Here is a 25,825-nt window from a genome sequence, read left to right as displayed (position 1 = left end):
ACTTCACAACCGGAGGCCTTCACCCGTCTCAACGACCCGCCGACCTACCAACCACCAGGACAACCTCCCTGGACATCACAACTAGAGCATCCCGAGGTAGTCCCGGAGCGCTTCGCGCCAGTCGCGCATGGTGATGCCGGCCGCCTCGAGCGCCGACAGGTCGAGCGCGCTGTTGCCCGGCCGCGGCGCGATCGTCTTGCCGCGCGCGTACTCCTCGGAGCTGATCGGCCGGACCTTGCACGAGCTGCCCTCGAGAATCGCGGCCGCGAAGTCGGCCCACGACACCACGTCGCCCGCACCGGTCGCGTGGTACGTGCCCGACGGCGCACCGCTGTCCAGGAGCGCGACCAGCGCCGCCGCCAGGTCCACCGTGTACGTCGGCCGCCCGTACTGGTCGTCGACCACGGTCAGCTCGTCGCGGTCCGCGCCGAGCCGCAGCATCGTCCGAACGAAGTTCGGCCCGTCGCCGAACACCCAACTGGTCCGCACCACGTAGTACGTCGGCGCGAGCCGCGCGGCCAGTTCCCCGGCCGCCTTCGTGATGCCGTAGACGCCCTGCGGGTCGATCCGGTGGTCCGCGGTCAGGAACCCCTCGCCGTCGCCGAACACGTAGTCGGTGCTGACGTGGACCAGCGGGATCTCCAGGCGGCGCGCGTGCCAGGCGAGGTTCGCGACGCCGGTCGCGTTGACATCCCAGGCGCTCGGCGTACTGTCCAGGTCCTCGGCCTTGTCGACCGCGGTCCAGGCCGCGGCGTTCACGATCGCGGTGATCCCGGCCCAGTCGAAGGCGTCCAGCGCCGCCCGCGAGGTGATGTCCAGCTCGGCCGACGTGACCGCCCGGGCCGCCGGCAACTGGTTCACCAGCGCCCGCCCGAGCTGCCCACCAGCCCCGGTGATCAGAATTGTCACGAGAAATCCCAGTCGACGCGGATGGGGGCAACGTCTTCGAGCATCGGGTGGCCGGCGTCCTTGTCGCTGTAGATCAGCTGGTCCTTCGGCAGCGGCCACGGGACATTCAGCTGCGGGTCGAACAGGTTGACCAGCGTGTACTTGGCGTCCGGCGACCAGTGCGCGTTGACCAGGTAGTTGTAGACCGTGTTCGGCTCCAGCGTGCAGAACGAGTTGCCGCAGCCGCGCGGGACGTAGAGGCCCTGCCGCGGCGTCAGCTCGAAGGTCTCCAGCCGTCCGAAGCCGGGCCCCTCGCGCAGGTCGACGATCGCGGTGAACACCTTGCCGTACGCCGGGGAGATGTACTTGTCCCAGGGCTCGGCGTGAATCCCCCGGGTGACGCCGATCTCGGCGTTGAAGGAGACGTTGTTCTGCACGATCTCCAGGTGCGGCAGGCCGAGCTTCTCCAGCTTCTCGGCCTGGAAGCTCTCCTTGAACCAGCCGCGGCCGTCGTCGAAGACCTGCAACTCGACGTGCAGCAGCCCCGGGATGCTGGTCTCGGTCAGGGTCGGTCCGGTCATCATCCTGCCTTGGGGAACTCGTAGACGGCGGCACTGCCGTTGCGGTACCGCTCCTTCGCGAACGGTTCGAGCGTAGCCGCGTGCGGGCGGGTGAACTCCACGTAGATCCAGCGCACGCCGAGATCCTTGAGCTGCTGGGCCTTGGCGGCGTCCGGCTGGGCGACGAAGCTGTCGTTCAGCTGGAGGATCTCCGGCTTCCAGTAGTCGACGGTGATCGAGTCGCGGCCCTCGGGACCACGCTTGTTCGCCTCGACGGTCGGCGTCCAGGCCTCGACCAGCATCTGCCGCTCGGAGAACGCGCCGACCACGAACCGGCGGCTGTCGCACTTCTTCGGCTCGATCGGCGTCGTGCAGTGCCGGTTGGTCATCACCAGGTCGTTGACGTCGGAGTGGTCCCGGATCCACCGGGCCGCGGCGATCTGCTCGGTGCCGACCGCCAGGTACGCCGTGGACTTGACCGGCTTCAGCGGCGGGACCGGCGCGGCCTCGAGCTGGACCCGGGTCACCATCGTGACGCCGCCGGCCAGGATCGCGACCGTGATCGCGGCGAAGAACGCGGTGAACCGCATCCGCGGGGTGAGGAACCACGCGATCGCACCGGCCACGAGCAGCACCGCGACCCCGACGGCGATCATCTTGGTCGCGTGGATCAGCCCACCGTGGTTGGCCCGGATCACCCCGATCGTCCAGATCGGCAGCAGCACGAAAAACGGCCCGAGCACCAGGCCGACGGCGACCGCGCGCCACCAGCGGCTCTTCAGCTCGCGGACCATCGTGAGCAGGCCGACCGCGGAACCGATCGCGAGCAGCGGACCCGCCGTCCGGGCGAAGTAGTACTGGCTGGAGCCCGGGTGGGCGAACACCGCGACCGCCGCCGCGCCGGCGAATCCACCGCCGAGCAGCAGCCAGGCCACCGGGTCGCGCCGGCCCTCGGCGGTCTTGAACCGCCAGAGCAGGCCGGTGCCGCGGGCGAAGATGCCGAGCACGGCCACGATCGAGGCGAACGCCATCGACGTGGTGGTGAGTTCGCCGACCCGGTTGATCGCCGGCGTCGACATCGCGGCGTCGTGGAACTGCACGTGCAGCCCGGAGTCCGAGCCCTGGAAGACCACCACTAGCGCCACGATCAGCGCGCCGGCGGTCAGTACGCCGTCCAGCACCAGGCCCTTCAGGCGGGAGCGGTCGAACAGGATCATCGCGACGAAGGCCAGTCCGACGCCGGCCACGACCAGCGGCATCGTCGAGCCCTTGGTGCCCGAGGCGGTCAGCGCCAGCAGCGGAATCAGCAGCAGGCCGACCCGGCCCATCTGGTTGCGCCAGCGGAACACCAGCAGGACGACGATCGCGATCAGCAGCGGCACGGACGGTGCGAGGCTCGGCGACAGCGGAGCCATCGGGTAGCCCAGCGTGGTCAGGCCGAACAGGTTGAGCTCGCCGCCGGCGATGCAGAGCAGAGCGGCGACCGGACCGGTCCACGCCACCCCGGTGATCCGGACGGCGGCGATCGCGACCACCAGCACGATGGCCAGCGGCATCAGCGCCGGCATGAAGCGGAACAGCACCTCGTCCAGACCGGCGCCGGAGACCGTCGCCACCTGGGCGATCCACGCGTGGCTGAACCAGTGGTAGGCCATCGGCGCGTTCTCGACCCAGGGGAAGCTGATCGGGCCCCGGTGCTGCAACTGGCCCGACATCGCCAGGTGCAGGTACGCGTCGATGTAGGGAGCGCGGAACCCGCTGGCCCACTCGAGCGGCTCACGGTTGTAGTACTGCCGCAGGTCCTGCAGACCGAACAGTGACGTCGCGGCCACCGCGGGCATCCACCACAGCGGCAGGGCGCTGGTCCGCACCCGGCGGATCCGGGCGCGGGTCCGCGGGATCGCCAGCAGGGCGACCGCGAGGGCCAGCGGCAGCGCGGCCGAGAGCCACGGCCACTGCAGCAGACCGGCCACGATCTGGGCGCCGATCGCCAGCATGAAGCCGACGGCCAGGCCCATCATCACGTCTTCGATCCACCAGCCCCGGTTCGGCCGGACGCACCGCCACACCAGCACACCCGGCAGCAACTGGGTGACCACCAGTCCCAGCAACGCCAGCACGGCCGCGCCGGCCGGCAGATCGGCCCGGACCGCCGTGGTCAGGAAGAAGGCCACGGACAGCAGGAGCACCACCGCACTCACCGCCGTCGAGGGCCAGCGGCCGAAGCGCGTCCCGGTCGTCGGTTCCGGAGGTGTCGTCGCGGCAGGGGACGACAACTCGGCGGTCTGTGACATCGGATCTCCTGACGAACGGGATTACGCACAGTGCACGGGCCGGGGCGCGGCGGCCGGGTCGGGCAGCAGCATAGCGGCGTCACCGGGGCAGCCCGACGCCCGTCGGGGGGCAGATCACCCGATGCGCTGGTAGGGTGACCCGCTGATGCGCGCACGGCGCACGCTTCCGAGGAGAGCTATCTTGTCCGACGATCCCCTCGCCCAAACCCCGCACAGCGGCGAGCCGGACGGCACGTACGTGTCGAACTACTTCGAGACCCGTCTGGCGCACAACGCGAACCGCACCAAGATCTGGCAGCACCTGTGCAACTACCTGCAGCGCTGGATCTCCACCGACGCCGAGGTGCTCGAGCTCGGAGCGGGCTGGTGCGACTTCTCGAACAACGTCAAGGCCAAGCGCGTGGTCGCGATGGACCTCGACAGCACGGTGGACCGCGCCGCCGCCGCGCACGTCGAGCCGGTGGTCGGTGACTGCACCGACCTGGGCAAGTTCGAGGACGGCACCTTCGACGTCGTGTTCGCCTCCAACCTGCTGGAGCACCTGGACCGCGACTCCTCCAACCGGCTGCTCGCCGAGGCCCGGCGGGTACTGCGGCCCGGTGGCCGGCTGATCCTGATGCAGCCGAACTTCCGGCTCAACCCGGGCCGGTACTTCGACGACTTCACCCACGTCGCGATCTTCACCGACCAGTCGCTGCAGGACTACCTGGTCGCCGAGGGCTGGAAGATCGACGCCGTGAAGGCCAAGTTCATGCCTTTGACGCTGAAGTCCAAGGGCGGCAACCTGACCTTTTTGGTGCCCTGGTACCTGCGTTCGCCGATCAAGCCGCTGGCCGGGCAGATGCTCGTCGTCGCGTCCCGCTGACCGGCTCCCCAAACCCCGATGACACAGATCCGATAGGTGCAGAAGCGTGTTCAACGGTAAAACACTGTCCGTGGTCCTTCCGACGTACAACGAGAAGGACAGCATCGCCGACGTCATCCGCCGGTTCGACAAGCTCGGTGTGGTCGACGACATCCTGGTGATCAACAACAACGCCGCGGAGGGCACCTCCGAGGAGGTCGCGTCCACCAACGCGCGGGAGATCATCGAGACCAAGCAGGGCTACGGCGCCGCGATCCAGCGCGGGCTGCGCGAGGTCGACACCGACCTGGTCTGCGTCTGCGAGCCGGACGGCACGTTCAACCCCGAGGACCTGCTGAAGCTGCTGTCGTTCTCGGCCGAGTGCGACGTGGTGGTCGGCTCCCGGACGGTCTCGAACTTCATCTGGGACGGCGCCAACATGGGCTGGTTCCTGCAGTTCGGCAACTGGGCGGTGGCCAAGATGCTCGAGGTGCTGTTCAACACCGCCTCGATGAGCGACGTCGGCTGCACGTTCCGGGTGATCACCCGCGAGCACGTCGAGACCATCGTGGACCGGGCCACGCTGGACGGCTCGGCCTTCGGCCTGGAGATGCTGCTGATCTCGGTCGTCACCCGGGCCCGGATGGTGCAGATCCCGGTGAACTACCACCCGCGGGTCGGCGTCTCGTCGGTGACCGGCGACTTCGGCAAGACCGTCACGCTCGGCCTGGAGATGATCCGGCTGATCCTCAAGACCCGGCTGAAGACGATCGGCCGGCGTCCGCGCCGCGCCGGAGCGGCAGCGAACTCCTCCGTCTGATCTGCGCACCACCAGCTCGTCACGTCCGAAGAAGCCGAGGCTCTTGCCTCGGCTTCTTCGGCGTCACGGGGTCTTCGCCGCGGCCAGCAGGCGGTGGGCGAGGGTTTCGATGGCCGTCCTGAGCTCCGGGGGCTCGACGACGTGGAACGGCTCGCGGACGAACGCGAGGCGCTCGGCGTACCAGTCGGGTTCGTCGGTGCTGCCGACCAGCCGGGACCGGTCCGGGCCCAGGTCCTCGAGCCGGCCGAGACTGCCGGGGATGCAGCGGGCGATCGCCTCGGCGTTCGCTTCGAAGACGATCTCGACCGGGTAGTGCCAGCCCGAGGACAGGTGGTCCTGGACGGCCTCGGCCGGGTCGAGGCCCGTCGGCGGGGTGAAGGTCTCCGGCAGCGGTTCGGCCGAGACGATCCGGTCGATCCGCAGCACCCGCTGGGCGTCCCGGGTGTGCGACCAGCCGAGCAGGTACCAGCGGCCGTGCCGGACCGAGACGGCCCACGGGTCGATGTCCATGCTCAGCGGCTCGACGTCGCACGCGCCCCGCCGGTAGCCCAGCCGGAGCCGGTGGCGCTCGGTGCAGCCGCGGACGACGGCCGCGGTGATCTCCGGGTCGGGCATGGCCAGTCGCGACGACGGGGCGATCATCGCGCGGATCGCGTCGGCCGGCCCGGCGACCGCGGTCGGCAGCACCCGGACGAGCTTGGCCAGCGCGCTGCCGGCCGGGTCGGTCACGTCGGAGGCGTTGTGGTGGCCGCCGAGCGCGGCCATCATCAGCCCGAGCGCCTCGGCGGTGGAGAACATCAACGGCGGCAGGCGGAACCCGCGGCCGATCCGGTAGCCGCCGTACCGGCCCGAGGTGGACTCGATCGGGATGCCGGCCTCGCGCAGGATCCCGACGTACCGGCGGGCGGCGCGATCCGTCACGCCGAGCCGGCGCCCGAGCCGCTCACCGGTGATGCCCGGGCTGTTCTGGATCAGCTCGAGGGCCAGCAGCGCCTTGGCTGTCGGGCTCGCGTCTTCCATCCCGTCCCCTGAGTTCCCGGACGCGGTCCGTCCGCGATTCCAGCTTAGCGGGTGACCGGGCGGTGGGTGTCGAGCTGGGCCAGGTCGGCGGCGGTGAGACCGGCGTGCCAGCCCGCACCGTTGGTGATCCGGGTCCGGCGGGTGACGGTCTCGGGGAAGAGCTTGGTGAACAGGGCGTCGACCTGCTGCTCGCGGCGGCTCAGCACCGGCAGCAGCCGGTCCTGATCGGCCTCGGGGACGGCGGAGCGGGCGGCGTCGGCGGTCGCCTGCAGGCGTTCGCCGATCCGCTGCGCGTAGGCCATCAGGAAGGACTGCCGGAACGACCTGGTCCGGGACTCGCCGCGCCGGCCGAAGTGTTTGCCTGCGGCAAGCATTGCCCGGTTGGCCTGGACCAGCAGCGAGGTGGCCAGCAGCTCGGTCAGCTGCAGGTCGAGTTCGCTGCCGACGATCGTGACGACGGCGAGCTCGTCCATCGTCACGGTCCGGCACCCGTTGGCATGGGCAACGACTCCGACGAGCTGCGCTTTCGCTGTGACATAAGGGGTTTCGACCCAGATCCGGCGGGCGCCCGAGTCGTCCGGCAGGTCGAGCTCAGGACCGGCGTCGAGCAGCGCGTGGTCCAGCGAGAACTTCGCCATCAGCTCCTGCGCCTTGCCGGACAGCGCCTCGGCCTCGTCGGGGAAATCCGTCGCCTCCGCCTTGGCCAGCAACGCCCGGACGCGGGCCAGCATCTTGCGGTCCGTCGCCTGATCGGCCCGCTGCGGCGCGCTCGTCGGCGTCGGCCGAGCGGTGCCGGGCAGCGGGAACAGGCGGGCCAGCGCCGGCAGGTGGAAAAGGAACCAGGCCAGCGACGCCACCTGATGCAGCGCCAGGTAGCGCCCGAGCCGGCGTTCGGCGGAGAACGCGGTGAGATCCAGGTCGGCGAACGGCGGCTCGAGTCCCAGCTCGGCCAGCTGGTCGGACCAGCGCGCGTCGAGCGTCTTCGGCTTGTACGCGCGGTGCTCGGCCGCGATCACCGCGAGCAGCAGCGGCTCGGCGCCGGGCTCCAGCTGCCGCCGCGCGTTCTGTACGACGTCCGCCGGCGCCCAGCCGCGTTCCCAGGTCTTGCGCATCAACTCGGTCAGGAACTGGCGGACCACCCGGTCGACCAGCTGCTGGTCCTGCTCGTCGTATCGCCCGAGCTCCGCGAGCTGGTGCTCGGGGTCCGCAGCGATCGTCACCAGCTGCAGGACCCGCAGCACCTCCGCTTCACTCACGTCCTCCAGTGTCTCAGGCTTCCGGTAGCCGGCTGACCGGCAGCCCGAAAGCGGCGAACAGGTCCGGCCGGTGGAAGGCCATCACCGCCGCCACCCCGGCCTTGGTGAGCGTGAGCACCTGGATCGCGTACCCGTGCAAGACCCCGTCACGACCGCGGATGTAGACCCCGAACGCCGGCTGGCCGTTGGCCGAGGTCTCGACCATCCGGCGACGGCCCACACCGGCCGGCAGCTTCACTTCCAGCAGCCGCAGGACGTCGGGACGCCCGGAGAACCAGGTGGGTACCGGCGGCATCTCCCAGCGGGTGTCGGCGGTCAGAAGCCCTTCCAGCGCGACCAGGTCGCCCTGCTCGAAGGCCACGGCGTACTGGTCGAGCAGGGCACGGCGTACGGGCTCGTCTGGTTCGCTGTACTCGTCCTCGGCCGGGGAGAGCCTGGCCAGCTCGGCTCTGGCTCGCTGAAGTGAGCTGTTGACGGCGGCTGTCGTCGTTTCGAGCAGGTCAGCCACCTCCGCTGCGGGCCAGGCAAGAACCTCCCGCAGGATCAGTACGGCGCGCTGCCGCGGCGGCAGGTGCTGCAGTGCGGCGACCATCGCCAGCCGCAGGGTCTGTCGGTTCCCCACCACCAGAGCCGGGTCCAGCAGGTCCGGGAACGGCTCGAGCCAGCTGATCTCCAACGCCTGCGCCTCCAGGTCGTTGGGGTCGTTGCCCGGTGCGCCGATCGCGGACGGGACGACCCGGCGGCTGCTGTGCTGCAGCGCGTTGAGGCAGACGTTGGTGGCGATCCGGTAGAGCCAGGTCTTGACCGACGACCGCCCCTCGAAGGCGCTGAATCCCTTCCAGGCGCGCAGGTAGGTCTCCTGGACGGCGTCCTCCGCGTCGTGCAGCGAGCCGAGCATGCGATAGCAGTGCGCGATCAGCCCGCTGCGGTACTGCGCGAACTCGTCCTCCAGGTTCATCCCCGCACCTCCACGGTCCGCCGGGCGCTGATGCCGAGCCCGGCCAGTGCTCCGGCCAACGACAGTACGCCGCAGACCACCATCGCGCGGGTGATGCCGGCGCTGAACGCCGTGTAGCCACCCGCTCCGGCGAACGCGGCCGCCGCCACGGCCACACCGGCGACCCCACCGAGCTGGCGGAGCATGGCGTAGACGCCGGACGCCGTACCGACCGATGCGCGGGGCAGGGAGGCGACTCCGGCGCTCTGGGCGGCGGGCATCGCCATCGAGACGCCGCAGCCGGCGACGACCAGCGGGAGCACCAGTTCGGCGTACTGGATGTCGGGGCGGGCGATCAGGGCGATCCAGAGCATGCCGAGGCCCTGCAGGAGGAGGCCGGCGACCACGAAGGGGCGTTCGCCGTACCGGTCGACCAGACGGCCGGCCACGGGCGCGACGAGGAAGAGCGTCACTGTCCAGGGCAGCAACTGCAGACCGGCCTCCAGAGGGCCGGAGCCGAGCTGGACCTGCAGGTACTGGTTCAGGAAGAAGACTGCTCCGAGCAGCGCGGCGCTGAGGAAGAAGCCGGCTGCGTTGCCGGCTGAGAAGGCGTGGTTCCGGAAGAGCGCCAGCGGGACCATCGGCTGGTCGGTGCGCGACTCCCAGGCCAGGAAAGCCAACAGGACAAGGGCTCCGGCCAGCAACGAGCCGATCACCTCGACGCTGGTCCAGCCCGACGCCTCACCCCGTACGACGCCCCACACGAGGCCCAGAACAGCCAGCGTGGCCAGGACCGCGCCGAGCGGGTCGAGTCGTCGTGCCGCTCCCCTGCTCTCTGGGATCCGGCGCAGCACCAGCGGTACGGCGAGCAGCCCGACCGGCACGTTGATCCAGAAGATCCACTGCCAGGCGAGGCCTTCGGTGACCGCGCCGCCGATCATCGGCCCGCCGAGAACCGCCAGACCGGTGAGACCGCTGAAGATGCCGATCGCCCACCCACGGCGTTCGGGTGGGAAGGCGGCACTGAGCAGGCTCATCGCCAACGGCATCACCACCGCGGCGCCGACCCCCTGCAGGGTTCGGGCGGCGATCAGCCATGGCACCGTCGTGGCCAGCGCACAGCCGATCGATGCGACCGTGAACAGGACCAGACCGGCCGCGAAGGTCCGTCGGCGTCCCCAGCGGTCACCGAGCGCCGCGGCGGTCAGCATCAACACCGCGAAGCTCAGGCTGTAGGCGTTGACGGTCCACTCGAGCTGCTCGATCGAAGCGCCGAGGTCCTGCCGGATCGTGGTCAGCGCGGCCGCGACCACCAGCACGTCCAGGGCCACCATCACCGACCCGGCCGCGGTCAGGCCCAGCACCCAGCGTTGCTCGCCCGTCGTCATCTGCTGTCTCACTGCGTCCTCCAGGAACTGTCGCTGTCACTCGTACTGACAGCGCCCGGCGCCCGGATTCATCGCGGCGATGAGTTCCGGCCTCGGCGCCGGTCAGTACCAGCGAGAACAGTCACCCTCAGGAGGAACCCATGAGCAGCACAGTGATCCGCTACCGGACCAAGCCGGACGCCGCGGACGAGAACCAGCGACTGGTCGAGAAGGTCTTCGCCGAACTGGCCGAGACCCGCCCCGACGGCCTGTCCTACGCCAGCTACCGCCTGGACGACGGCGTCACCTTCGTCCACGTGGTCAACGGCGAAGGCCTGCTGGACCTGACCGCGTTCCAGGAGTTCCAGCGCAATCTGGGCGACCGCCTGGAAGGCACGCCCGACCGCGAGCCGGCCACCCAGCTCGGCCGCTACCCCGCCTGATCCCCCGCGTCACAGGTCCAGGTGGGGTGGACCTGCGGCCAGGCGGTCACGGACCTGCTGCATGCGTTCCCGGGAGTTGTGCGGCATCTCCCAACGGGTCTCCAGCCACCACGTGGCGCCGGCGTCCACCCACGGCTTCACCGCGGCTGCGGCCGCGGTGGGGTCGTCCGCCGGGGTCTCCCCCTCCGCCAGGACGTCCAGATCCGGACGGGCGCCGCGCTCGGACAGCCAGCGACGCATCGCGACCAGCTCGGCAGGCGACCCCTCCCCGGCGTACTGGGGGAGGACGCCGTCGCAGCGCAGCACGCGGCGCATCGACTTCGGCCGCGGCCAGGCGCCGACGACCCAGAGCGGGATCCGGTCCTGGACCGGCCGGGCGACCACGGTCAGGTCGTCGCGGACCGACTCGTAGGTGTAGTGGCTGCCCTGGTAGTTCAGACCGCCGTCCCACAGAGTGCGGATCAGGTCGATGCCCTCGTCCATCATCGCGGCCCGGATGCGCAGGTCGACCTGCTCACCGGTGGACGGCAGGTCCGTTTCCAGCGCGCCGAGGCCGACGGTCAGGATCGCCCGCCCGTTCGACAGCTGGTCCAAGGTCGCGACCTGACTGGCCACCTTCCACGGCCGCCGGAACGGGAGCGGAGTCAGCATCGTGCCCAGCCGGATCCGCGAGGTCCGGGCCGCGATCGCGCTCAACAGGCCCCAGGCGTCGACGCCGTAGGCGGCTTCCCAGACGAAAACACCGTCCCAGCCGGACTGCTCCGCGAGAACCGCCTGCTCCAGCTGCTCGGTGGCGGTGCCGCCGGGCAGGATCATGCCGTATCTCATCCGTTGTTCTTATCGCGAATCGGTGATTGCCTGAAAGAGGCCCGCGGAGGGGACCCGCGAAGAGCGTGGGGGGACACCCACAGTGACGGGCACTCAGGGGGTAGTTCGCATGACGCAGACTGCGGAGCGTGGGATCGGGGAGTTACGGGCGGCCGTCGGTGGCACGGTGATCGCTCAGGGTGACGAGGGGTACGACGACGCGCGACGGGTGTGGAACGCCGAGGTCGACCGGCGGCCGGCCGTCGTGGTGCGGTGCGCGAGCGTCGACGACGTCCAGGCAGCACTCCGGTACGCCGTCACCGCCGGGCTCGAAATCTCGGTGCGCGGCGGCGCCCACAACGCCGCCGGATCCGCGGTGGTCGACGACGGACTGGTGATCGACCTGAGCCTGCTCAACCAGGTGTCGGTGGATCCGGAGGCCCGGCGGGCCAGGGTCGGCGGCGGCGCGTTGCTGGGCGACCTGGACGCGGCGACGCAGCAGCACGGCCTCGCCGTACCGGCCGGGATGATCAGCCACACCGGCGTCGGCGGGCTCACGCTCGGCGGCGGCATGGGCTGGCTCACCCGAATCGGTGGGATGAGCATCGACAACCTCGTCTCGGTCCAGGTGGTCACGGCCGACGGCCGGCTGCTGCGCGCGGCCGAGGACGAGAACCCGGATCTGTTCTGGGCGGTCCGTGGCGGCGGCGGCAACTTCGGGGTCGTCACCGAGTTCGAGTTCAAGCTGTACGCCGTGGGCCCGATGGTGCAGTACGGCCTGCTCTTCTGGGGCCTCGACCAGGCGACCGACGTACTGAAGCTGGCGCGGGAGGTGATCCCGACGCTGTCCCGCGAGTTCAACGTGGTGATCGCCGGGCTGAGCGCACCGCCGGCGCCGTTCGTGCCGGAGCAGTACCACTTCCAGCCCGGCTACGCCCTGGTCGTCACCGGCTTCGGCTCGCAGGAAGGCCACGCGGAGCTGTTCGAGCGGCTGCGGACGGCGTTGCCGCCGCTGTTCGAGTTCGCCACCCCGATGCCGTACGTCGCGCTCCAGCAGACGCTGGACGAGCCGAACGCGTGGGGCCACTACGTCTACGAGAAGAACTGCTACCTGGAGGAGCTGACCGACGAGGCGATCGCGGTGTTCGCCGAGCAGTTCGCGCGCAAGCAGTCGCCGCTGTCGGTCAACCTCTTCTACCGGCTGGACGAGGCGTACGCCGAGGTCCCCGACGACGCCACGGCGTTCGCCGGCGGGCGGTCGCCGCGCTACGCCACGTTCATGGTCGGAATCGGCCTGACCGCGGAGCAACTGCCGGCCGAGCGGGAGTGGGTCAGGTCGTTCTGGACCGCTCTGCAGCCGCACACGATCGGCGCGGGCTACGTCAACGCGCTGGGCGAGGACCTGCCCGACGACAGGGTCCGGGCGGTCTACGGCGACAAGTACGACCGGCTGGCCCGGATCAAGACCGAGTACGATCCGGCCAACGTCTTCCACCGCAACGCCAACATCAAGCCGGCCTGACCGAAGGAGCGAGGCTCGGACCCGAACCGGCGCTGGGCGCGAGGGCCACCGAGACGATCAGTGGCCCCAGTTCCAGCGTGCGCCATGCACCGGCGAAGTCCGCCGGTACGTCGAGGCCGTGCTTCGGCCACCAGGCGAGCATCGGGACGTCGGCGAGCTTGCACAGGCACTCGGCGCGGGTCCAGCGCTGCCAGAACGCGTCGGTGCCGAAGCGGCGGGCCAGAGGCTCAGGGACGGGCTGGTCGGCGTACTCGGCGTCGATGACGACCGACCACCCGGCCGGCGGTACGCCGTACCAGCCGACGCAGCGGAAGTCGGGCAGGTGGGAGCGGGTGAGCGCGTCCCGGACCTCGTCGACCGAGCCGACGCGCAGGTGCGACTCGGCCTGGTCGAGCAACTGACGGACGCGCGGGAGCGGTCCGGAAACCGGCTCCCGCGCACCGGGGTCGTCAGATGCCGGCGGCACCATCGATGACGATCGCCTGGCCGTTGATGTTGGTGTTGTCGAGCAGCAGCATCCGGACCACCGGGACGACCTCTTCGGGCTCGGTCAGGTGACCGGTCGGGGTGCGCCGCACGATCTGGTCGAGCTGGGTCTGGCCGAGCACCGCGGACATCTCCGAGGCGAAGAAGCCCGGGGCGACCGAGTTCACCAGGATGCGGCCGCCGAGCTCGCGGGCCAGCGACCGGGTGGCCGCGTCCATGCCGCCCTTGGTGGCCGAGTAGGCGACCAGGCCCGGGAAGCCGCGCTGGGCGCAGATCGAGGTGATGTTGACGATCCGGCCCTTCAGGCCCTTGGCCATCATCCGGCGCAGCACGAACCGGGTCAGCACCAACGGTGCGGTCAGGTTGGTCTGGATGATGTGCGCGATCTGGTCGGCGGAGGTGTGCACGTGCAGCGAGTCCTGGCCGACCGCGGCGTTGTTGATGATCCCGTCGACCGGACCGAGCTTGGACTCGACCTCCTTGACGAACGCCTGACCGGCCTTCTCGTCGTTGATGTCGAACGCCCCGACGTGCACCTGGTCCGGATACTTCTCCGCCAGCGCGGTCAGCTCAGGGGTCAGCGACCGGGCGAACGCGGCCACCTTGACGCCCTGGTCGATCAGGTCGTGAACGAAGGCCAGGCCGAGGCCACGCGAACCGCCGGACACCAGCACGACGGTCGACGGCGGGACCAGAGTGGGTTCAGACATCGCTTTTCAGGGTCTCCTTCTGGGGAATCTCGGCCAGGAAGCGGATCCGGCGCGGTACGCCGTAGTCCGGCAGCCTGTTCGTGCACCACTGCACCAGGTCGGCGTCGGTGACCGGACCGAGGTCGGGGTTGAGCACCACCTCGGCGGCGACCATCCGGCCGACCAGCGGGGCCTTGCGGGCGAACACCCGGGCCCAGGCGACGGCCGGGTGGGCCATCAGCACGTTGCGGACCAGGCCCGCGGACACCTTGGACCCGCCGACGTTGATCTCGTCGGTGTCCAGCCGCCCGGTGATCAGCACCCGGTCGCCGACGAACTCGACCCGGTCGCCGGTCCGGTGCGCGCCCTCGAGCCCGGCACCGTGGTGCGGGGAGGCGATCACCAGCTCGTCGCCGTCGACCGACAGCACCGGCCGCTCGGAGGCGGGGTCGGGGTCGCGGTCCAGCCAGGCCTTCGGGAAGCCGGCCTTGCCGTCGTGCACGACGATCGAGGCGCCGACCTCCGAGGAGGCGTAGATCCAGGAGATCCGGGCCTGCGGGAACAGTTCGGCCAGCTGGTCCAGGATCGCCTGGTCCACCGGCTCACCGCCGAGCGTGATCTGCTCGAGCGGCACCTTGGCCAGCGCTTCGGAGTCGCGGAAGATCGTCTGCCGCCAGAACGTCGGCGTACCGGACGCGGCGGTGACTCCGTGCTCGGCGGCGATCGCCGGCCAGGTCTCCAGCTCGGACGGCTCGATCACGACCAGCCCTTGGTCGGCCTGGGTCAGCGAGATCGTGATCACCTGCCACCAGGCGTAGGTGCCCGGGGAGTACGGGACCAGCCAGGTGCGCGGCTGCTGCTTGCCACGGACGGTGGTCAGCGACTCCAGGGTGTGGCCGATGCGCTTCGGGCGGCCGGTCGAGCCCGACGTCAGCAGCCAGACCCGGCCGGACTCCTCGACCCGCTTGAGCTTCGCCGGAGTGACGGAGTGCTCGTCACCGCCGGCGAGCACGACCGCGAAGCCGGACTCACCCAGCTCCTCGCGCATCGCGAGGTCCACTCGGGACGAGGTCGCCACCAGCAGTTCGGTGCCGTGCACGGCGTGATGCCGTACGGCGGCCAGCGCGTCGGCGCCGTTGTCCACCAGGACCGCGGCCGGCGACGGCAGCTGGGGAAGCTTGTGCAGCGTCCGCCAGGTCAGCGTCTTGCCCCCGACGACGACGGTGTTGTCGTCGCCGATCAGGGCGGTGCTGCGACGGCGGCCGCTCACGCCGACTGGAGCTGCTCGATGAAGTCGAGGACGTCGCCGACCTTGGCGATCTGCCGCAGACCGGGGGCGTCGAAGTTCAGCTCGTCGCCGATCTCGTCCTCGACCCGCAGGGCCAGCTCGGAGAAGTCCAGGGAGCGGAAGCCGATCTCCCGCAGGTCGGCGCTGTCGTCGCTCGGCAGTTCCTTGCCCTGCGCCTTCATCACCTCGCCCATCAGGTCCCGGATCTGGGCGCGCGTCAACTCACTCATGGGCCAAGACTCTAGCCGTTCGGGGTGGGCGGGGACGATTCGCGGCAGGCTGTGGGTGGTTGAGGTCACTTGGCTGGATGGCTGAGGTGGGCGCGGGGCTGGGGGCGAGCAAGCTCGCGGGGTGGTGTTCGGCAGATGGATTGTGCGGGGTTTCGGGGCCTGGCGGTGGTCATCCTGGGGTGGGGTCGGCGGTGGGGACTTGTGGCCCGTGGAGGTTACGGGGTGTGTGCGGTTTGGGGGTGTGGGTGACGATTCAGGGGCGACTACGGTTGGACGGGAAACTTTTCACCGCTCACGGTCCTCTCTCCGTGTGCAGGGACGACGGAGGGGAGCACGGGGTGAGCCGACCGGGCCGGGCGACGACGGTCGCGGCGCTGGCGAGTCTGCCGGTGCTGCCGCTGGGGTGGTTCGTCGGCCTGCAGGCGCACCCGCCCTGGGTCGCGGCTGCGTACCTGGGCTACCTGCTGGTGGTCATTGCAGTGCCGGGCACGATGTTCTGGCGGCGGCTCACCGGTGGCACCGGCTGGTTCGCGGTCGACGCCGTGCTCGGTACGGCGTTCGGCCTGGCCTGCGAGGTCCTGATCTACCCGCTCGGCCGCTGGCTCGACATCCCGCTGATCGCGCTGGTGATGCCGGCGCTGGCGCTCGGCCTCTTCCTGGCCGTGCCGGGCCGGGCGGGCACGGCCGGCAAGCCGACGCCCTGGTGGTCGGTGGCCGGGGTGATGGTCGTGGCCGGAATCGTCGCGGCCTGGTTCGTCCGGGTCGGCTCACGGCTCATCCCGCTCGACGGACCGGCTGCCCTGCGACCCAACTCGGACTCGCCGTTCCAGCTGTCGCTGGCGGCCGAGCTGACCCACCACTTCCCGCCGCAGGTCCCGTACGTCGCCGGCGAACCGCTGACGTACCACTGGATGGCCTACAACCACAGCGCCTCGGCGCACTGGATCACCGGCATCGAGCTGGACGTGCTGACCCAGCGGGTGGTCCCGTTCGCGTTCCTGCTGCTGACCGCGCTCGGCGCCGCCGCGGTCGGCATGGTGCTGACCGGCCGGGCCGTCGCCGCACCGATCGCCGCCGGCCTCACCGTGCTCGCCGGAGACCTCGGTCCGTGGGGCTGGACGGTCACCCACACCCAGTACCACGACAGCCCGCTGTCGATGGGCCAGATGATCAGCCCGACCCAGGCTTTCTCCACCGTGCTCATGCTGCCGCTGATCGCCGTCACCGCTCAGCTCCTGCGACGCCCACCGGGCCAGTCCAGGAAGCAGCTCACCGGGCTCTTCCTGGTCGCCGCGATCCTGATCGGCGTCCTGTCGATCAGCAAGGCCACCGCACTGCCCGTGTACGCCGCCGGCCTGGCCGCCGCTTGGATCTACTTGACCGTCGCGGCCCGCCGCCTCAACCTGCGGGCGCTGGTGCTCGGCGGGCTGGTCGCCGCGACGTACGCCTTCAACTTCTTCGTCGTCCTGCGCGGCGCGACCCACGGCATGCAGTACAAGCCGGCCGGCACCTACCGCACCATGCTCGACGGCATGCTGCGCGGCGTCGACCCGTCCGTCCAGCCCGGTCGCCCGGTGCTGCTGATCGTGATCGCCGCGGTGGCGATCGGCTGGCTGATGCCCGCTGCCGGCGCCCTGCTGATCCGGCGCCGGCTGCCGCGCGACCCGATGGTGGTGATGCTCCTGGCCGGGCTGGTCGGGGCTGTTGCCGCCGCCAGCCTGCTCTACCACTACAGCCAGGCCCAGGTCTTCTTCGCCCGAACCGCCTTCATCTATGGGGTTCTACTGGCCGCGTGGGGTCTGGCGTCGTTGGAGCGCCGCCAGTACGTCGTGGTCGGCCCGGCCCTGGCCATCGGCGCGGCCGCGATCTACATGGGCCGCGCGCAGACCAACACGCTGATCCGCGACTGCCGCACGACCGGCTGCCTGGAGAAGATCTTCACCGAACCACTCGTCGCCGCGCTGATCCTGACCGCCGCGGGCATCGTCGTCTTCGGGCTGAGCATCCGCACCCGGTCGGCCCGGACCTGGGCGGTGATCACCGTGTCCGCGCTGCTCGGGCTGACCGTTTCGCCGACGGTGGTCGGTCTGCGGCAGTTCGCGTTCCCGCCGCAGACGGCGTACGACTCGATCGCCCCCGGCGGGATCGAGGCAGCCCGGTTCATCCGGCGGCAGTCCGCGCCGGACGACCTGATCGCGACCAACATCCACTGCCACGCGCCGACCGGTCCGCGCTGCCACACCGGTTCGTTCTGGATCCCTGGGTACGCCGAACGCCGCGTGCTGGTCCAGGGCTGGTCCTACACCGCGAAGGCGAGCGACGTGCGGACCTCGACCGAGGCGTCGTACGGGCCGTTCTGGGACAAGGAGAAGCTGAAGGTCAACGACCAGGCCTTCACCGCGCCGACCCGGGAGATCCTGGACCGGCTGCGCAGTCAGTACGGCGTCCGCTGGCTGCTCGCCGACGACCGCGTGAACCCGGTGCCGGAAGAGCTGGAGAAGCTGGCCGGGCTGCGGTTCCAGTCCGGCACGGTCCGCGTCTACCAGCTCTACCCGCCCCGGGTGAGCAAGGGCTCGGCGCCGATCAGCTAGCGCGCTTCACGAAGTCGACGACCGCGTCGGCGAAGAGCTCCGGCTCCTCGACGTGCCCGAAGTGGCCGCTGTGCTCCAGGACCAACAGCTCGGCGCCGGGGATCAGTTTGGCGAGCTCCTCGGCCCAGCGCAGGCCGCAGATCACGTCGTACCGGCCGCCGATCACCAGCGTGGGCTCGATGATCCCGTTGAGCACCTCGCCGTCGTCGATGAGATCCGGTACGCCGTGCTCGTCGACGCCGGAGATGTGCGAGCCGCTGACCCGGGCGCGCAGCGGGGCGAACTCCTGCTCGCGGCCCCAGTAGTCGGCGAAGTACGCCGGCATCAGGCCGCGGATCGCGGTCACGAACTCCTCGTCGGTCGAGATGCTGCCGGTGGACTCCAGAGCGGCCAGTACGCCGGGCAGCTCTGGGTTGTCCGCGTTCCTGGCGGCGAACTCCCCGACGTTGCGCATCGCCTCGGCGACGTGTTCGGGACCGGTCACCGGAGCGCTTTCGTAGAGGATCACGCCGGCCAGGCGGCCCGGGTACTTCAGCGCGAAGTGCTGGGCCACGAACCCGCCGTACGAGTGGCCCAGCAGGTGGACCTTCCCGCCGCCCAGGTGGTCGATCACGGCCGCGACGGCGTCGGCGTACCGGTCGCGGGTGTAGCCGTCCGGGTGCGACGGGAGCCGGCCGGAGCCGCCGGTGCCGAGCGGCTCGAGGTAGACGACAGTGAGGTGTTGCTCGACGGCGGGCATGCGCAGGTACTCCCAGTCCACGCCCGGGCCGCCGGAGTGTGCGATGCAGATCGGTCCGGTGCCGTGCACGTGGTAGCGCTGGGCGATGCCGCCGACCTCGATGGTGTGAGTAGTCATGCGGACAAGACGGAAAACTGCCCTACTGGTTCACCGGCTCCGGTGTGAGGCCGGACACACGCGGCGGATGGAAGAGCCGGAGCTGCTGGACTCGGCCGTTGTCCAGGGACATCAGCCAAGTGACCGCCGGCGGGCAGTGCTCCGGGTCGTCGGCCGGGTTGAGCATGTCCATCTCCCAGATCGCGAGGTCCCGGCTGGCCACCACGTGGGCGACGCGCTGGTGGACACCGGCCGACAGGTCGCTGTCCATACCCCGGTCGAGGAAGTCGTGCCCGATGATCGGCTCCGGGCCACCGAGCAGAGCGACCTCCGGCGACCACCGCTCGTCCAGGACCGCGCTGAACTCACCACGCTCGGCAGCAGCCAGCGTCTCCCGCGCCTCCTGCTCACTGGCCGCCACCAGCGCGCTGGCATCGCCGTGGGCCGAGTCGGCCGTCGCCAGCAGGGCGTCGGCGAGCCGGGCTCGTCCCAAGCTGAGCCGGCTCCGGACCGTGCCGATCGGGACACCACAGGCCGCGGCGATCTGCTGGTACGACGTGACGCTGGTGCTGAAGTGGCGCAGCATGATCGCGAGCCGGGTCTGCGGCGGCAGCTGCTCCATCGCGTGCCAGATCCAGTCCCGCAGCGCGTGGTGATCGAGCTGCTGCTCCGGCGTGAGGTCCGGTGCGACCAGCGCGAGCTCTTCTACGGACAGCGGGTAGGTCATGCTGCGCAGCCGGGTCCGGCAGGCGTTGCGGACGACCATCCGGAGCCAGGGACCGACAGCCGACGGGTCACGGACGTCACCGATCCGCCGGAGGGCCGTCAGTGCCGCGTCCTGCAGCACGTCGTCCACGTCGGGGCTGTGCCCGAGCAGGCTGAGCGCTACTGCCCGCATGCCTGCCTGGTGCCTGACCAGCAGTGTCCCGAGAGCTGTGACGTCCCCAGCCTGGGCACTGCGGGTCAGGTCTGCGTCCACGTCCTCCAGTATTGCTCGGCTCAGCGAACGACGGCCGCGGGCAGCGGGACGCTCTGGTTCCAGCCGCGGTCCAGCGCGGTGACCAGGTACAGGTAGTGGCGTCCGGCAACGGCCGTGGTGTCGACGTACGTCTGCTGACCGCCGGTGGACCGCATCGTCGCCAGCAGGTTGCGCGCGTCGTTGTCGGCACACCAGTCACCGGCCGTCAGGTCGCGGCGGTAGACGGCGTACGACGTGGTGTCCTTCGAGGTTGCGCGCCACTGGAGTTCGACGCCGCCGGCGGTCCGGGCGGCCTTGAGGGAGTGGACCGGGAGCGGCGGCCGGGCGTCGAGCGACGGCATCACCGGAACCAGTGCGGGCCGGGTGTACCAGGTGCTGTTGAGCAAGGAGGTCGCACCGAGCCGGTCCGCGCGCACGTCCTTGGCGGAGAAGTAGATGTCGCCCTTCACCTCGGGGATCGTGCTGTTGAAGGCCAGGTGGTCGCTCAGTTCGTTCGGGTCGGCCCAGTCAGGTGACTGCGTCGACGTACCGACCTTGTAGGTGGCCTGGCCGATGTAGAGATGCACGTCGGTGCCGCGGACCTGCTCGGCCCACCAGGGCACGATCTTGTTGTAGTCCGCGGGCGCGAATCCCCCGGCCCAGTAGACCTGCGGCACGATGTAGTCGATCCACTGCTCGCGGACCCACTTGCGCGTGTCGGCCGCCAGGTCGTCGTAGGTCTGCACGCCGGCGGTGGTGTCGGAGCCGAGCGGGTCGGTGCCCTTGTTGCGCCACACCGCGAACGGCGAGATGCCGAACTTCACCCACGGCTTGGCGGCCTTGATCCGCTGCTGCAGCTCCTGGATCAGCAGGTCGATGTTGTGACGCCGCCAGTCCTGGACGGTCGGGAAACCGGCGCCGTACTGGGCGTACGTCGCGGCGTCGTCGAAGAGCTGGCCGGCCACCGGGTACGGGTAGAAGTAGTCGTCGAAGTGCACCCCGTCGATGTCGTACTTCGACACCGCGTCCATGATCGCGTCCTCGACCAGCTGGCGGGCTGCGGGGATGCCGGGGTTGTAGTAGAGCTTGCCGCCGTACGTCACGACCCAGTCGGGGTGCTGCCGGGCCGGGTGCGTCGGGACCAGCGCGTTGAGGTCCGTGCCCATCGAGAGCCGATACGGGTTGAACCAGGCGTGCAGCTCGAGGTTGCGCTCGTGCGCCTCGGCGACGGCGAAGGCCAGCGGATCGTACCCGGGATCGCCGCCCTGCGTGCCGGTCAGGTAGCGCGACCAGGGCTCGATCGCGGACGGCCAGAACGCGTCGGCGGTCGGACGGACCTGGAGTACGACGGCGTTGTGGCGCTGCCGGACGGCGTCGTCGAGCCAGCCGATCAGCTCGGCCTGCTGCTGCGCCGGGGACAGCCCGGTCCGGGACGGCCAGTCGATGTTGACCACCGACGAGACCCAGGTCGCACGGAACTGCCGAAGTGGGGTCTTCGGATCCGGCGTGCATCCACTCGCAGGTGCTGCGGTCGCCGTACTGGTGCTGGTCAGACCGCCGACCAGCAACCCCACCGCGACTCCGAGGACTCCGACCACACGCCAGGCTCTCATGTCACTCTCCAACTACTCAGCGGGACGAGATCGAAAGATACTTACACATCCGGGCTCGGCTTTGAAGACGTCGAACCGCTCAGCGGCTACTGTCCGCGCCATGCGATCGATCGTCACGGCGCTCGGCCTGCACGCACTCCTGCTGGGCACCTGCGTCACCGTCTTCTTCGGCATCCTGGCCCTCACCCCGACGTCACCGTGCACCGGCGGCGCGACCAGCGGGTCCTGCGCGTACGGCCAACTGCCGTTCAAGCTGGCGCTGTTCGGGCCGCTGCTCACCCTGCCGGTCGCGCTGCTCGCGACCTTCCTCCGCGCGCACGGCAAGCCCCGCCCGGGCTGGCTGTACGCCGGTCTGGCCGCCGTCGTCGCCGAACTGGTGATCGCGCTCCAGATCGCCGCCGACTGACGCCATAACCGGCCGTGATCGGTCCACACGATCCACGTCTGGCGACCGGATCGCTCCCGGTGGTGCGCAGCCGGTACCGTGGTGGCCGGATCCAACCGGTGAACCGAGAGGGCGGGACAGGTGCTGCGCACGGCCACGGACGGCGACGTCGACATCATCCGGGACCTGCGCAACCAGCAGCCCAACCGCGACGTCAGCATCAACTCCCACGAGATCGGCGCCGACGAGCACCTGGCCTGGTGGGCCAAGGCGAGCGTCGACCCGACCCGCCGGGTGCTGATCTACGAACGCGACGGCGTGGTCGCCGGCGTGGTCAACTTCTTCGACCTCGAGCTGGACGCCAGCCCGAAAACCGGCGCCTGGGGGTTCTTCCTGGACGCCGAGGGCCTGGCCGAGCGGGGCGAGACCCTGCCGGCCTGGATCGAGGTGATGAAGGACGCCACGGCGTACGCCTTCGACGAGCTCGGCCTGGACGACCTGTACGGCGAGGTGCTCGAGCACAACACCGTGGTCCGGCAGATGAACCGGCGGTTCAAATTCGTCGAAGGTGAGCCGCAGACGCGCTACTCCGACGGCCGGGAGATCACCGTGCTGCCGATCAGCCTGAACAAGAACAACCGGCGCAAGCCGAAGGGAAACTCATGAGTGCCTCCACGATCAACTTCGGTGACGTCCCGGTCGGGCCGGAGCACCAGCCGTTCGTCATCGCCGAGATGTCCGGCAACCACAACGGCGACATCGAGCGGGCCAAGGACATCGTCCGGGCGATGGCCGAGACCGGCGTCCAGGCGCTGAAGCTGCAGACCTACACCGCCGACACGATCACGCTCGACGTCGACCTGCCGGCCTTCCGGCTGCCGTCGGAGCACGAACTGTGGGGCGGCGCGCGGCTGTACGACCTGTACCAGGAGGCGCACACCCCGTGGGAGTGGCACGAGCCGATCTTCGAGCTGGCCAACTCGCTCGGCATGCTGGCCTTCTCGTCGCCGTTCGACCCGACCGCGATCGACTTCCTGGAGAAGCTGAACGTCCCGGCGTACAAGGTCGCGTCGAACGAGATCGGTGACCTGCCGCTGGTCCGCGCGATGGCCGAGACCGGCAAGCCGATCATCATCTCCACCGGTTCGGCGACGCTGATGGACATCGACGCGGCGGTCCGCGCGGCACGCTCCACCGGCAACGAGCAGATCGTCGTGCTGTCCTGCACCGCCAGCTACCCGGCCCCGCCGGAGCAGTCGAACCTGCGCTCGATCCCGGTCCTGCGCGACGCCCTCGGCGTCCAGATCGGCCTGTCCGACCACACGATGGGCATCGGCGCCGCGATCGCGGCCGTCGCCCTCGGCGCCACGGTGATCGAGAAGCACGTCACGCTGTCGCGCGCCGACGGTGGTGTCGACTCGGCGTTCTCGCTGGAGCCGCACGAGGTCAAGGCCCTGGTCGAGGGCACGAAGGTCGCCCAGCAGGCCCTCGGCGAGCCCGTCGTCGGCCCGAAGCAGGCCGAGCAGAACGTGCTGCGCTTCCGCCGTTCGCTGTACGTCACCCGCGACGTCAAGGCCGGCGAGAAGGTTGCCCCCGACAACGTCCGCTCGGTCCGCCCGGCCGGCGGCCTGCCGCCGGACGCCTTCACCTCGGTCGAGGGCCGCGAGTTCCGCCAGGACACCCCGAAGGGCACCCCGCTGACCTGGGACGTGCTGTAAACCAGCTGCCAGTGAAGGGGCTCCGGGCAACCTGCCCGGAGCCCCTTCATCTTGCTCAGCCGAGTTTGCGGGCCGCCAGTGCTCGCGTCTGCCGGGCGAAGGTCAGCAGGTCGCGCTCGCTGACGTCGGTGCCGTACAGCCGGACCTCGAGAGCGAAGCGCGGCGTCTGCAGTTGCAGGATGCGCTCGGTCCACGTGCGGCCGGAGACTGGGTAGGTTCTGACGACATAGCGCGAGCTCGGCCCGAACTCGGGCAGTGCGCGCTCGACGATCGAGCCACGCCCGGCGGAGCCGACAGTGAATTGCCGGCATTCCGGGGCCGGCCGCGGAAGCTGCCGCTGATACCGCACCGCCTCTGCCCCAGTGAGCTCGTACAGCCGCACGTTCACCAGACCGTCGCCGACCGGCGTCGGCGGGTTCAGGTTCGCCGTCACCGCCGGGGTGTCGGACCGGAACCCGTCGATCCCACCGGACGGGACTCCGACGAGGATCGCCTTACGGCACGACTCCGGGGCCACCGGCTGCCCGTTCCACGGGTCGTCTCGAGGGCGAGTGGTCCGGAAGTCGATGAAGTAGCGGAACCGGTCCATCGGCCGGCCCCGGTACGTGGTCGGCAGGGCGGACATCAGCTTGGCTTCGTCGAAGCGGAAGGTCGCGGGTGATCCGTCAGTGGCGCTGGCCGGCGCGGTCGGCGAGGTGACTGCTGAGGAGGGTGACGATCCGGCGACCGGCGCCTGCGTGGGGTTCGAGCAGGCTGCTACGGCGAGCAGAACCAGTGCCCAGGACAACTTCCCGGCGTACCTATGCATCAACCGGAGTGTGGGACGCGTCGCGGAAGGTCCAGAAGCGGTGGAGCAGGTACGACGCCACCGGGACCAGCAGGATGACCAGGGCCTGGGCGAGCAGGACCGGTGTGCCGAGGAGTTCGATCAGCAGGGGCATGCCGACCAGGGAGCAGCCGAGGCCGAACAGGTAGACGGTGTAGAACTTGGCGAAGCCTCGCGGCCAGCTGGTTCGCGACTGGAAGACGAAGGTCCGGTACGCCGGGTACACGACCAGCGCGGTGGTGAGATTCGCAAGCGCCGTGACCACCAGGTACGGCAGGATGCCCTCGAAGAGGTGCCAGCCGAGCCAGAACAGGCCGAAGTACAGGACGTTCGTGCCGGCGCCGACGAGCAGGTAGCGGACGCGGTGGTCGCCGAGCAGTTTGGCCGGCAGTTGCGCGACGGAAATGGCGGTGCCTCTCAGCAGTGGGATAATCGCTACGGCGGAAGCACCCAGGCCGCCGCCTCCGCAGCGTCACCTTCCGAAGGGCAAGCAGTGCTCGTCTCCGTCGTCGTGCCATGTTATCGGTCCGCCAAGACCCTGCCGCGCCTGGTCGAGGACCTGTCGCACGTCCTGCCGGAGGCGACCACCGGGTTCGAGATCGTGCTGGTGGTCGACGGCAGCCCGGACGACACCTGGCAGGTGGCCAGCGAGCTGGCGAACAAGTACCCGGAGACCCGCGCCCTGCGCCTGGCCCGCAACTACGGCCAGCACAACGCGCTGATCGCCGGCGTGCGCAGCGCGCGGTACGAGGTGGTCGTCACGATGGACGACGACCTGCAGCACCCGGCCGACCAGGTGCCGCTCCTGCTCCAGGCCCTGACCGACGACGTCGACCTCGTGTACGGCGTACCGAAGGACGAGGAGCACGGTGTCGTCCGGTCGTTCGCGTCCCGGATGGTGAAGGCCGCGATGGCCTCCACGCTGTCGGTGCAGAACGCGAAGTCGATCAGCGCGTTCCGGGCGTTCCGGACCTTCCTGCGGGACGGGTTCGACGGGCTGGACGGGCCGCACGCGTCGGTCGACGTGGCGCTGTCGTGGTCCACGACACGGATCGCGCAGACCACGGTCCGGATGGAGGACCGGGCCGAGGGCCGGTCGAACTACACCACCTGGATGCTGATGAAGCATGCCCTCACGCTGATCACCGGCTACTCCACCGAACCGCTGCGCCTGGTCGGCTACCTGGGCTTCATCTGCGCGGTCTTCGGCGTCGGGCTGTTCGGCGTGATCATCTACAAGTACGCCGTCGGCGCGACCACCGTCGCCGGGTTCACCACGATCGCCTCGATGGTGGCGCTGTTCTCCGGCGCCCAGATGCTCGCCCTCGGCGTACTCGGTGAGTACGTCGGCCGGCTGCACTCCGGCTCGATGGGCCGGCCGACGTACGTGATCCGGGAACGGACCGACGGCGACGCCCACCCGGACATCACCACCGAGACCGACTGAC

Annotated in this window: 26 protein-coding genes; 9 read left to right on the top strand and 17 right to left on the bottom strand. The window is 70.1% G+C overall.

The genetic code is table 11. The features are described from left to right. Positions 1-81: 81 nt before the first annotated feature. Genes rfbD through ACQPXM_RS02720 form a run of 3 tightly spaced genes read right to left on the bottom strand, consistent with a single transcriptional unit; the run spans position 82 to position 3,742 of the window. Positions 82-909, bottom strand: coding sequence for a dTDP-4-dehydrorhamnose reductase (gene rfbD / locus ACQPXM_RS02730; protein WP_432944372.1), 828 nt, complete (start codon positions 907-909; stop codon positions 82-84). Then, positions 906-1,469, bottom strand: a complete 564-nt coding sequence (locus tag ACQPXM_RS02725) for a dTDP-4-dehydrorhamnose 3,5-epimerase family protein (protein ID WP_432944370.1) — start codon at positions 1,467-1,469, stop codon at positions 906-908. The genes rfbD and ACQPXM_RS02725 overlap by 4 nt, the downstream gene beginning before the upstream one ends. Beyond that, on the bottom strand, positions 1,469-3,742 hold the full coding sequence (locus ACQPXM_RS02720; RefSeq protein WP_432944368.1) for a hypothetical protein: 2,274 nt from the start codon (positions 3,740-3,742) through the stop codon (positions 1,469-1,471). The genes ACQPXM_RS02725 and ACQPXM_RS02720 overlap by 1 nt, the downstream gene beginning before the upstream one ends. Positions 3,743-3,923: 181 nt before the next feature. Between ACQPXM_RS02720 and ACQPXM_RS02715 the strand changes: the two genes are divergently transcribed. Both ACQPXM_RS02715 and ACQPXM_RS02710 read left to right on the top strand, forming a co-directional pair. Beyond that, complete coding sequence (locus tag ACQPXM_RS02715; protein WP_432944366.1) at positions 3,924-4,607, top strand: class I SAM-dependent methyltransferase; 684 nt, start codon at positions 3,924-3,926, stop codon at positions 4,605-4,607. 46 nt (positions 4,608-4,653) lie between these two features. Beyond that, positions 4,654-5,406, top strand: a complete 753-nt coding sequence (locus tag ACQPXM_RS02710) for a glycosyltransferase family 2 protein (RefSeq protein WP_432944364.1) — start codon at positions 4,654-4,656, stop codon at positions 5,404-5,406. 63 nt (positions 5,407-5,469) lie between these two features. Here ACQPXM_RS02710 and ACQPXM_RS02705 read toward each other — a convergent pair whose 3' ends face one another. From ACQPXM_RS02705 to ACQPXM_RS02690, 4 genes are read right to left on the bottom strand one after another with little or no spacing between them, the layout of a single operon-like run. Beyond that, positions 5,470-6,426 carry a helix-turn-helix transcriptional regulator gene (locus ACQPXM_RS02705; RefSeq protein WP_432944362.1) on the bottom strand — a complete coding sequence of 319 codons (957 nt, stop codon included), beginning with the start codon at positions 6,424-6,426 and terminating at the stop codon, positions 5,470-5,472. 44 nt (positions 6,427-6,470) lie between these two features. Further along, positions 6,471-7,682, bottom strand: a complete 1,212-nt coding sequence (locus ACQPXM_RS02700; protein WP_432944360.1) for a DUF2786 domain-containing protein — start codon at positions 7,680-7,682, stop codon at positions 6,471-6,473. A gap of 13 nt (positions 7,683-7,695) precedes the next feature. Continuing rightward, positions 7,696-8,640, bottom strand: a complete 945-nt coding sequence (locus ACQPXM_RS02695; RefSeq protein WP_432944358.1) for a sigma-70 family RNA polymerase sigma factor — start codon at positions 8,638-8,640, stop codon at positions 7,696-7,698. After that, the gene (locus tag ACQPXM_RS02690) at positions 8,637-10,007 is read right to left on the bottom strand and encodes a DHA2 family efflux MFS transporter permease subunit (protein WP_432944357.1); all 1,371 of its coding nucleotides are present in this window, start codon (positions 10,005-10,007) and stop codon (positions 8,637-8,639) included. Before ACQPXM_RS02690 ends, ACQPXM_RS02695 begins: the two co-directional genes overlap by 4 nt. A gap of 140 nt (positions 10,008-10,147) precedes the next feature. On the opposite strand from ACQPXM_RS02690, the gene ACQPXM_RS02685 reads away from it, so the two are divergent. Then, positions 10,148-10,429: a hypothetical protein gene (locus ACQPXM_RS02685; RefSeq protein ID WP_432944355.1), complete on the top strand. Its 282-nt coding sequence runs from the start codon at positions 10,148-10,150 to the stop codon at positions 10,427-10,429. Positions 10,430-10,438: 9 nt separating this feature from the next. On the opposite strand, the gene ACQPXM_RS02680 is transcribed toward ACQPXM_RS02685, so the two are convergent. After that, a complete protein-coding gene (locus ACQPXM_RS02680) occupies positions 10,439-11,257 on the bottom strand; it encodes an LLM class flavin-dependent oxidoreductase (protein ID WP_432944353.1) in 819 nt (272 codons plus the stop codon). A 109-nt stretch (positions 11,258-11,366) separates the two neighbouring features. Here ACQPXM_RS02680 and ACQPXM_RS02675 point away from each other — a divergent pair, with 109 nt between their 5' ends. After that, the gene (locus tag ACQPXM_RS02675; protein WP_432944351.1) at positions 11,367-12,758 is read left to right on the top strand and encodes an FAD-binding oxidoreductase; all 1,392 of its coding nucleotides are present in this window, start codon (positions 11,367-11,369) and stop codon (positions 12,756-12,758) included. Here the strand turns inward: ACQPXM_RS02675 and ACQPXM_RS02670 are convergent. Genes ACQPXM_RS02670 through ACQPXM_RS02655 form a run of 4 tightly spaced genes read right to left on the bottom strand, consistent with a single transcriptional unit; the run spans position 12,745 to position 15,451 of the window. Then, entirely contained in the window at positions 12,745-13,227 is a 483-nt protein-coding gene (locus tag ACQPXM_RS02670; RefSeq protein ID WP_432944349.1) for a hypothetical protein, read from the bottom strand. The genes ACQPXM_RS02675 and ACQPXM_RS02670 overlap by 14 nt on opposite strands. Continuing rightward, entirely contained in the window at positions 13,208-13,954 is a 747-nt protein-coding gene (locus ACQPXM_RS02665; RefSeq protein ID WP_432944347.1) for an SDR family NAD(P)-dependent oxidoreductase, read from the bottom strand. The genes ACQPXM_RS02670 and ACQPXM_RS02665 overlap by 20 nt, the downstream gene beginning before the upstream one ends. Then, positions 13,947-15,203, bottom strand: a complete 1,257-nt coding sequence (locus ACQPXM_RS02660; RefSeq protein ID WP_432944345.1) for an AMP-binding protein — start codon at positions 15,201-15,203, stop codon at positions 13,947-13,949. The genes ACQPXM_RS02665 and ACQPXM_RS02660 overlap by 8 nt, the downstream gene beginning before the upstream one ends. After that, positions 15,200-15,451 carry an acyl carrier protein gene (locus ACQPXM_RS02655; RefSeq protein ID WP_012918196.1) on the bottom strand — a complete coding sequence of 84 codons (252 nt, stop codon included), beginning with the start codon at positions 15,449-15,451 and terminating at the stop codon, positions 15,200-15,202. Before ACQPXM_RS02655 ends, ACQPXM_RS02660 begins: the two co-directional genes overlap by 4 nt. 338 nt (positions 15,452-15,789) lie before the next feature. On the opposite strand from ACQPXM_RS02655, the gene ACQPXM_RS02650 reads away from it, so the two are divergent. Next, positions 15,790-18,042 (top strand): hypothetical protein, encoded by a 2,253-nt coding sequence (locus tag ACQPXM_RS02650; protein WP_432944343.1) that lies wholly within the window; start codon positions 15,790-15,792, stop codon positions 18,040-18,042. Here ACQPXM_RS02650 and ACQPXM_RS02645 read toward each other — a convergent pair. From ACQPXM_RS02645 to ACQPXM_RS02635, 3 genes are read right to left on the bottom strand one after another with little or no spacing between them, the layout of a single operon-like run. Beyond that, entirely contained in the window at positions 18,035-18,898 is an 864-nt protein-coding gene (locus ACQPXM_RS02645; protein WP_432944341.1) for an alpha/beta fold hydrolase, read from the bottom strand. The two genes, ACQPXM_RS02650 and ACQPXM_RS02645, sit on opposite strands and share 8 nt — an antisense overlap. Before the next feature lie 22 nt (positions 18,899-18,920). Continuing rightward, entirely contained in the window at positions 18,921-19,856 is a 936-nt protein-coding gene (locus ACQPXM_RS02640) for an RNA polymerase sigma factor (protein WP_432944339.1), read from the bottom strand. Between the two features lie 20 nt (positions 19,857-19,876). Continuing rightward, positions 19,877-21,448: a glycoside hydrolase family 10 protein gene (locus ACQPXM_RS02635; RefSeq protein ID WP_432944337.1), complete on the bottom strand. Its 1,572-nt coding sequence runs from the start codon at positions 21,446-21,448 to the stop codon at positions 19,877-19,879. 100 nt (positions 21,449-21,548) lie between these two features. Between ACQPXM_RS02635 and ACQPXM_RS02630 the strand changes: the two genes are divergently transcribed. The 3 genes from ACQPXM_RS02630 to pseI all read left to right on the top strand — a co-directional run bounded on the left by ACQPXM_RS02630 (position 21,549) and on the right by pseI (position 23,551). Continuing rightward, positions 21,549-21,854, top strand: a complete 306-nt coding sequence (locus ACQPXM_RS02630; RefSeq protein ID WP_432944335.1) for a hypothetical protein — start codon at positions 21,549-21,551, stop codon at positions 21,852-21,854. A 120-nt stretch (positions 21,855-21,974) separates the two neighbouring features. Continuing rightward, positions 21,975-22,499, top strand: a complete 525-nt coding sequence (locus tag ACQPXM_RS02625) for a GNAT family N-acetyltransferase (RefSeq protein WP_432944333.1) — start codon at positions 21,975-21,977, stop codon at positions 22,497-22,499. Beyond that, positions 22,496-23,551 carry a pseudaminic acid synthase gene (gene pseI, locus ACQPXM_RS02620; protein WP_432944331.1) on the top strand — a complete coding sequence of 352 codons (1,056 nt, stop codon included), beginning with the start codon at positions 22,496-22,498 and terminating at the stop codon, positions 23,549-23,551. The genes ACQPXM_RS02625 and pseI overlap by 4 nt, the downstream gene beginning before the upstream one ends. Positions 23,552-23,606: 55 nt before the next feature. Here the strand turns inward: pseI and ACQPXM_RS02615 are convergent, their stop codons facing one another. Further along, positions 23,607-24,359: a hypothetical protein gene (locus tag ACQPXM_RS02615; protein ID WP_432944329.1), complete on the bottom strand. Its 753-nt coding sequence runs from the start codon at positions 24,357-24,359 to the stop codon at positions 23,607-23,609. Continuing rightward, positions 24,352-24,690 carry a GtrA family protein gene (locus ACQPXM_RS02610; RefSeq protein WP_432950929.1) on the bottom strand — a complete coding sequence of 113 codons (339 nt, stop codon included), beginning with the start codon at positions 24,688-24,690 and terminating at the stop codon, positions 24,352-24,354. Before ACQPXM_RS02610 ends, ACQPXM_RS02615 begins: the two co-directional genes overlap by 8 nt. 180 nt (positions 24,691-24,870) lie before the next feature. Between ACQPXM_RS02610 and ACQPXM_RS02605 the strand changes: the two genes are divergently transcribed. Continuing rightward, the gene (locus ACQPXM_RS02605; RefSeq protein WP_432944327.1) at positions 24,871-25,824 is read left to right on the top strand and encodes a glycosyltransferase family 2 protein; all 954 of its coding nucleotides are present in this window, start codon (positions 24,871-24,873) and stop codon (positions 25,822-25,824) included. Position 25,825 lies beyond the last annotated feature (1 nt).

The sequence above is a fragment of the Kribbella sp. CA-253562 genome, from assembly GCF_050942265.1.
In the GTDB taxonomy this organism is placed as follows: domain Bacteria; phylum Actinomycetota; class Actinomycetes; order Propionibacteriales; family Kribbellaceae; genus Kribbella.
This window is presented reverse-complemented; position numbering and strand designations above follow the sequence as displayed.

Excerpts from the sequence above, each read along its gene's own strand:
- ACQPXM_RS02725 (WP_432944370.1), bottom strand. The coding sequence starts at position 1,469 with ATGACCGGACCGACCCTGACCGAGACCAGCATCCCGGGGCTGCTGCAC.
- ACQPXM_RS02720 (WP_432944368.1), bottom strand. The coding sequence starts at position 3,742 with ATGTCACAGACCGCCGAGTTGTCGTCCCCTGCCGCGACGACACCTCCG.
- ACQPXM_RS02705 (WP_432944362.1), bottom strand. The coding sequence starts at position 6,426 with ATGGAAGACGCGAGCCCGACAGCCAAGGCGCTGCTGGCCCTCGAGCTG.
- ACQPXM_RS02695 (WP_432944358.1), bottom strand. The coding sequence starts at position 8,640 with ATGAACCTGGAGGACGAGTTCGCGCAGTACCGCAGCGGGCTGATCGCG.
- ACQPXM_RS02690 (WP_432944357.1), bottom strand. The coding sequence starts at position 10,007 with ATGACGACGGGCGAGCAACGCTGGGTGCTGGGCCTGACCGCGGCCGGG.
- ACQPXM_RS02685 (WP_432944355.1), top strand. The coding sequence starts at position 10,148 with ATGAGCAGCACAGTGATCCGCTACCGGACCAAGCCGGACGCCGCGGAC.
- ACQPXM_RS02680 (WP_432944353.1), bottom strand. The coding sequence starts at position 11,257 with ATGAGATACGGCATGATCCTGCCCGGCGGCACCGCCACCGAGCAGCTG.
- ACQPXM_RS02675 (WP_432944351.1), top strand. The coding sequence starts at position 11,367 with ATGACGCAGACTGCGGAGCGTGGGATCGGGGAGTTACGGGCGGCCGTC.
- ACQPXM_RS02670 (WP_432944349.1), bottom strand. The coding sequence starts at position 13,227 with ATGGTGCCGCCGGCATCTGACGACCCCGGTGCGCGGGAGCCGGTTTCC.
- ACQPXM_RS02665 (WP_432944347.1), bottom strand. The coding sequence starts at position 13,954 with ATGTCTGAACCCACTCTGGTCCCGCCGTCGACCGTCGTGCTGGTGTCC.
- ACQPXM_RS02655 (WP_012918196.1), bottom strand. The coding sequence starts at position 15,451 with ATGAGTGAGTTGACGCGCGCCCAGATCCGGGACCTGATGGGCGAGGTG.
- ACQPXM_RS02645 (WP_432944341.1), bottom strand. The coding sequence starts at position 18,898 with ATGACTACTCACACCATCGAGGTCGGCGGCATCGCCCAGCGCTACCAC.
- ACQPXM_RS02635 (WP_432944337.1), bottom strand. The coding sequence starts at position 21,448 with ATGAGAGCCTGGCGTGTGGTCGGAGTCCTCGGAGTCGCGGTGGGGTTG.
- ACQPXM_RS02630 (WP_432944335.1), top strand. The coding sequence starts at position 21,549 with ATGCGATCGATCGTCACGGCGCTCGGCCTGCACGCACTCCTGCTGGGC.
- pseI (WP_432944331.1), top strand. The coding sequence starts at position 22,496 with ATGAGTGCCTCCACGATCAACTTCGGTGACGTCCCGGTCGGGCCGGAG.
- ACQPXM_RS02615 (WP_432944329.1), bottom strand. The coding sequence starts at position 24,359 with ATGCATAGGTACGCCGGGAAGTTGTCCTGGGCACTGGTTCTGCTCGCC.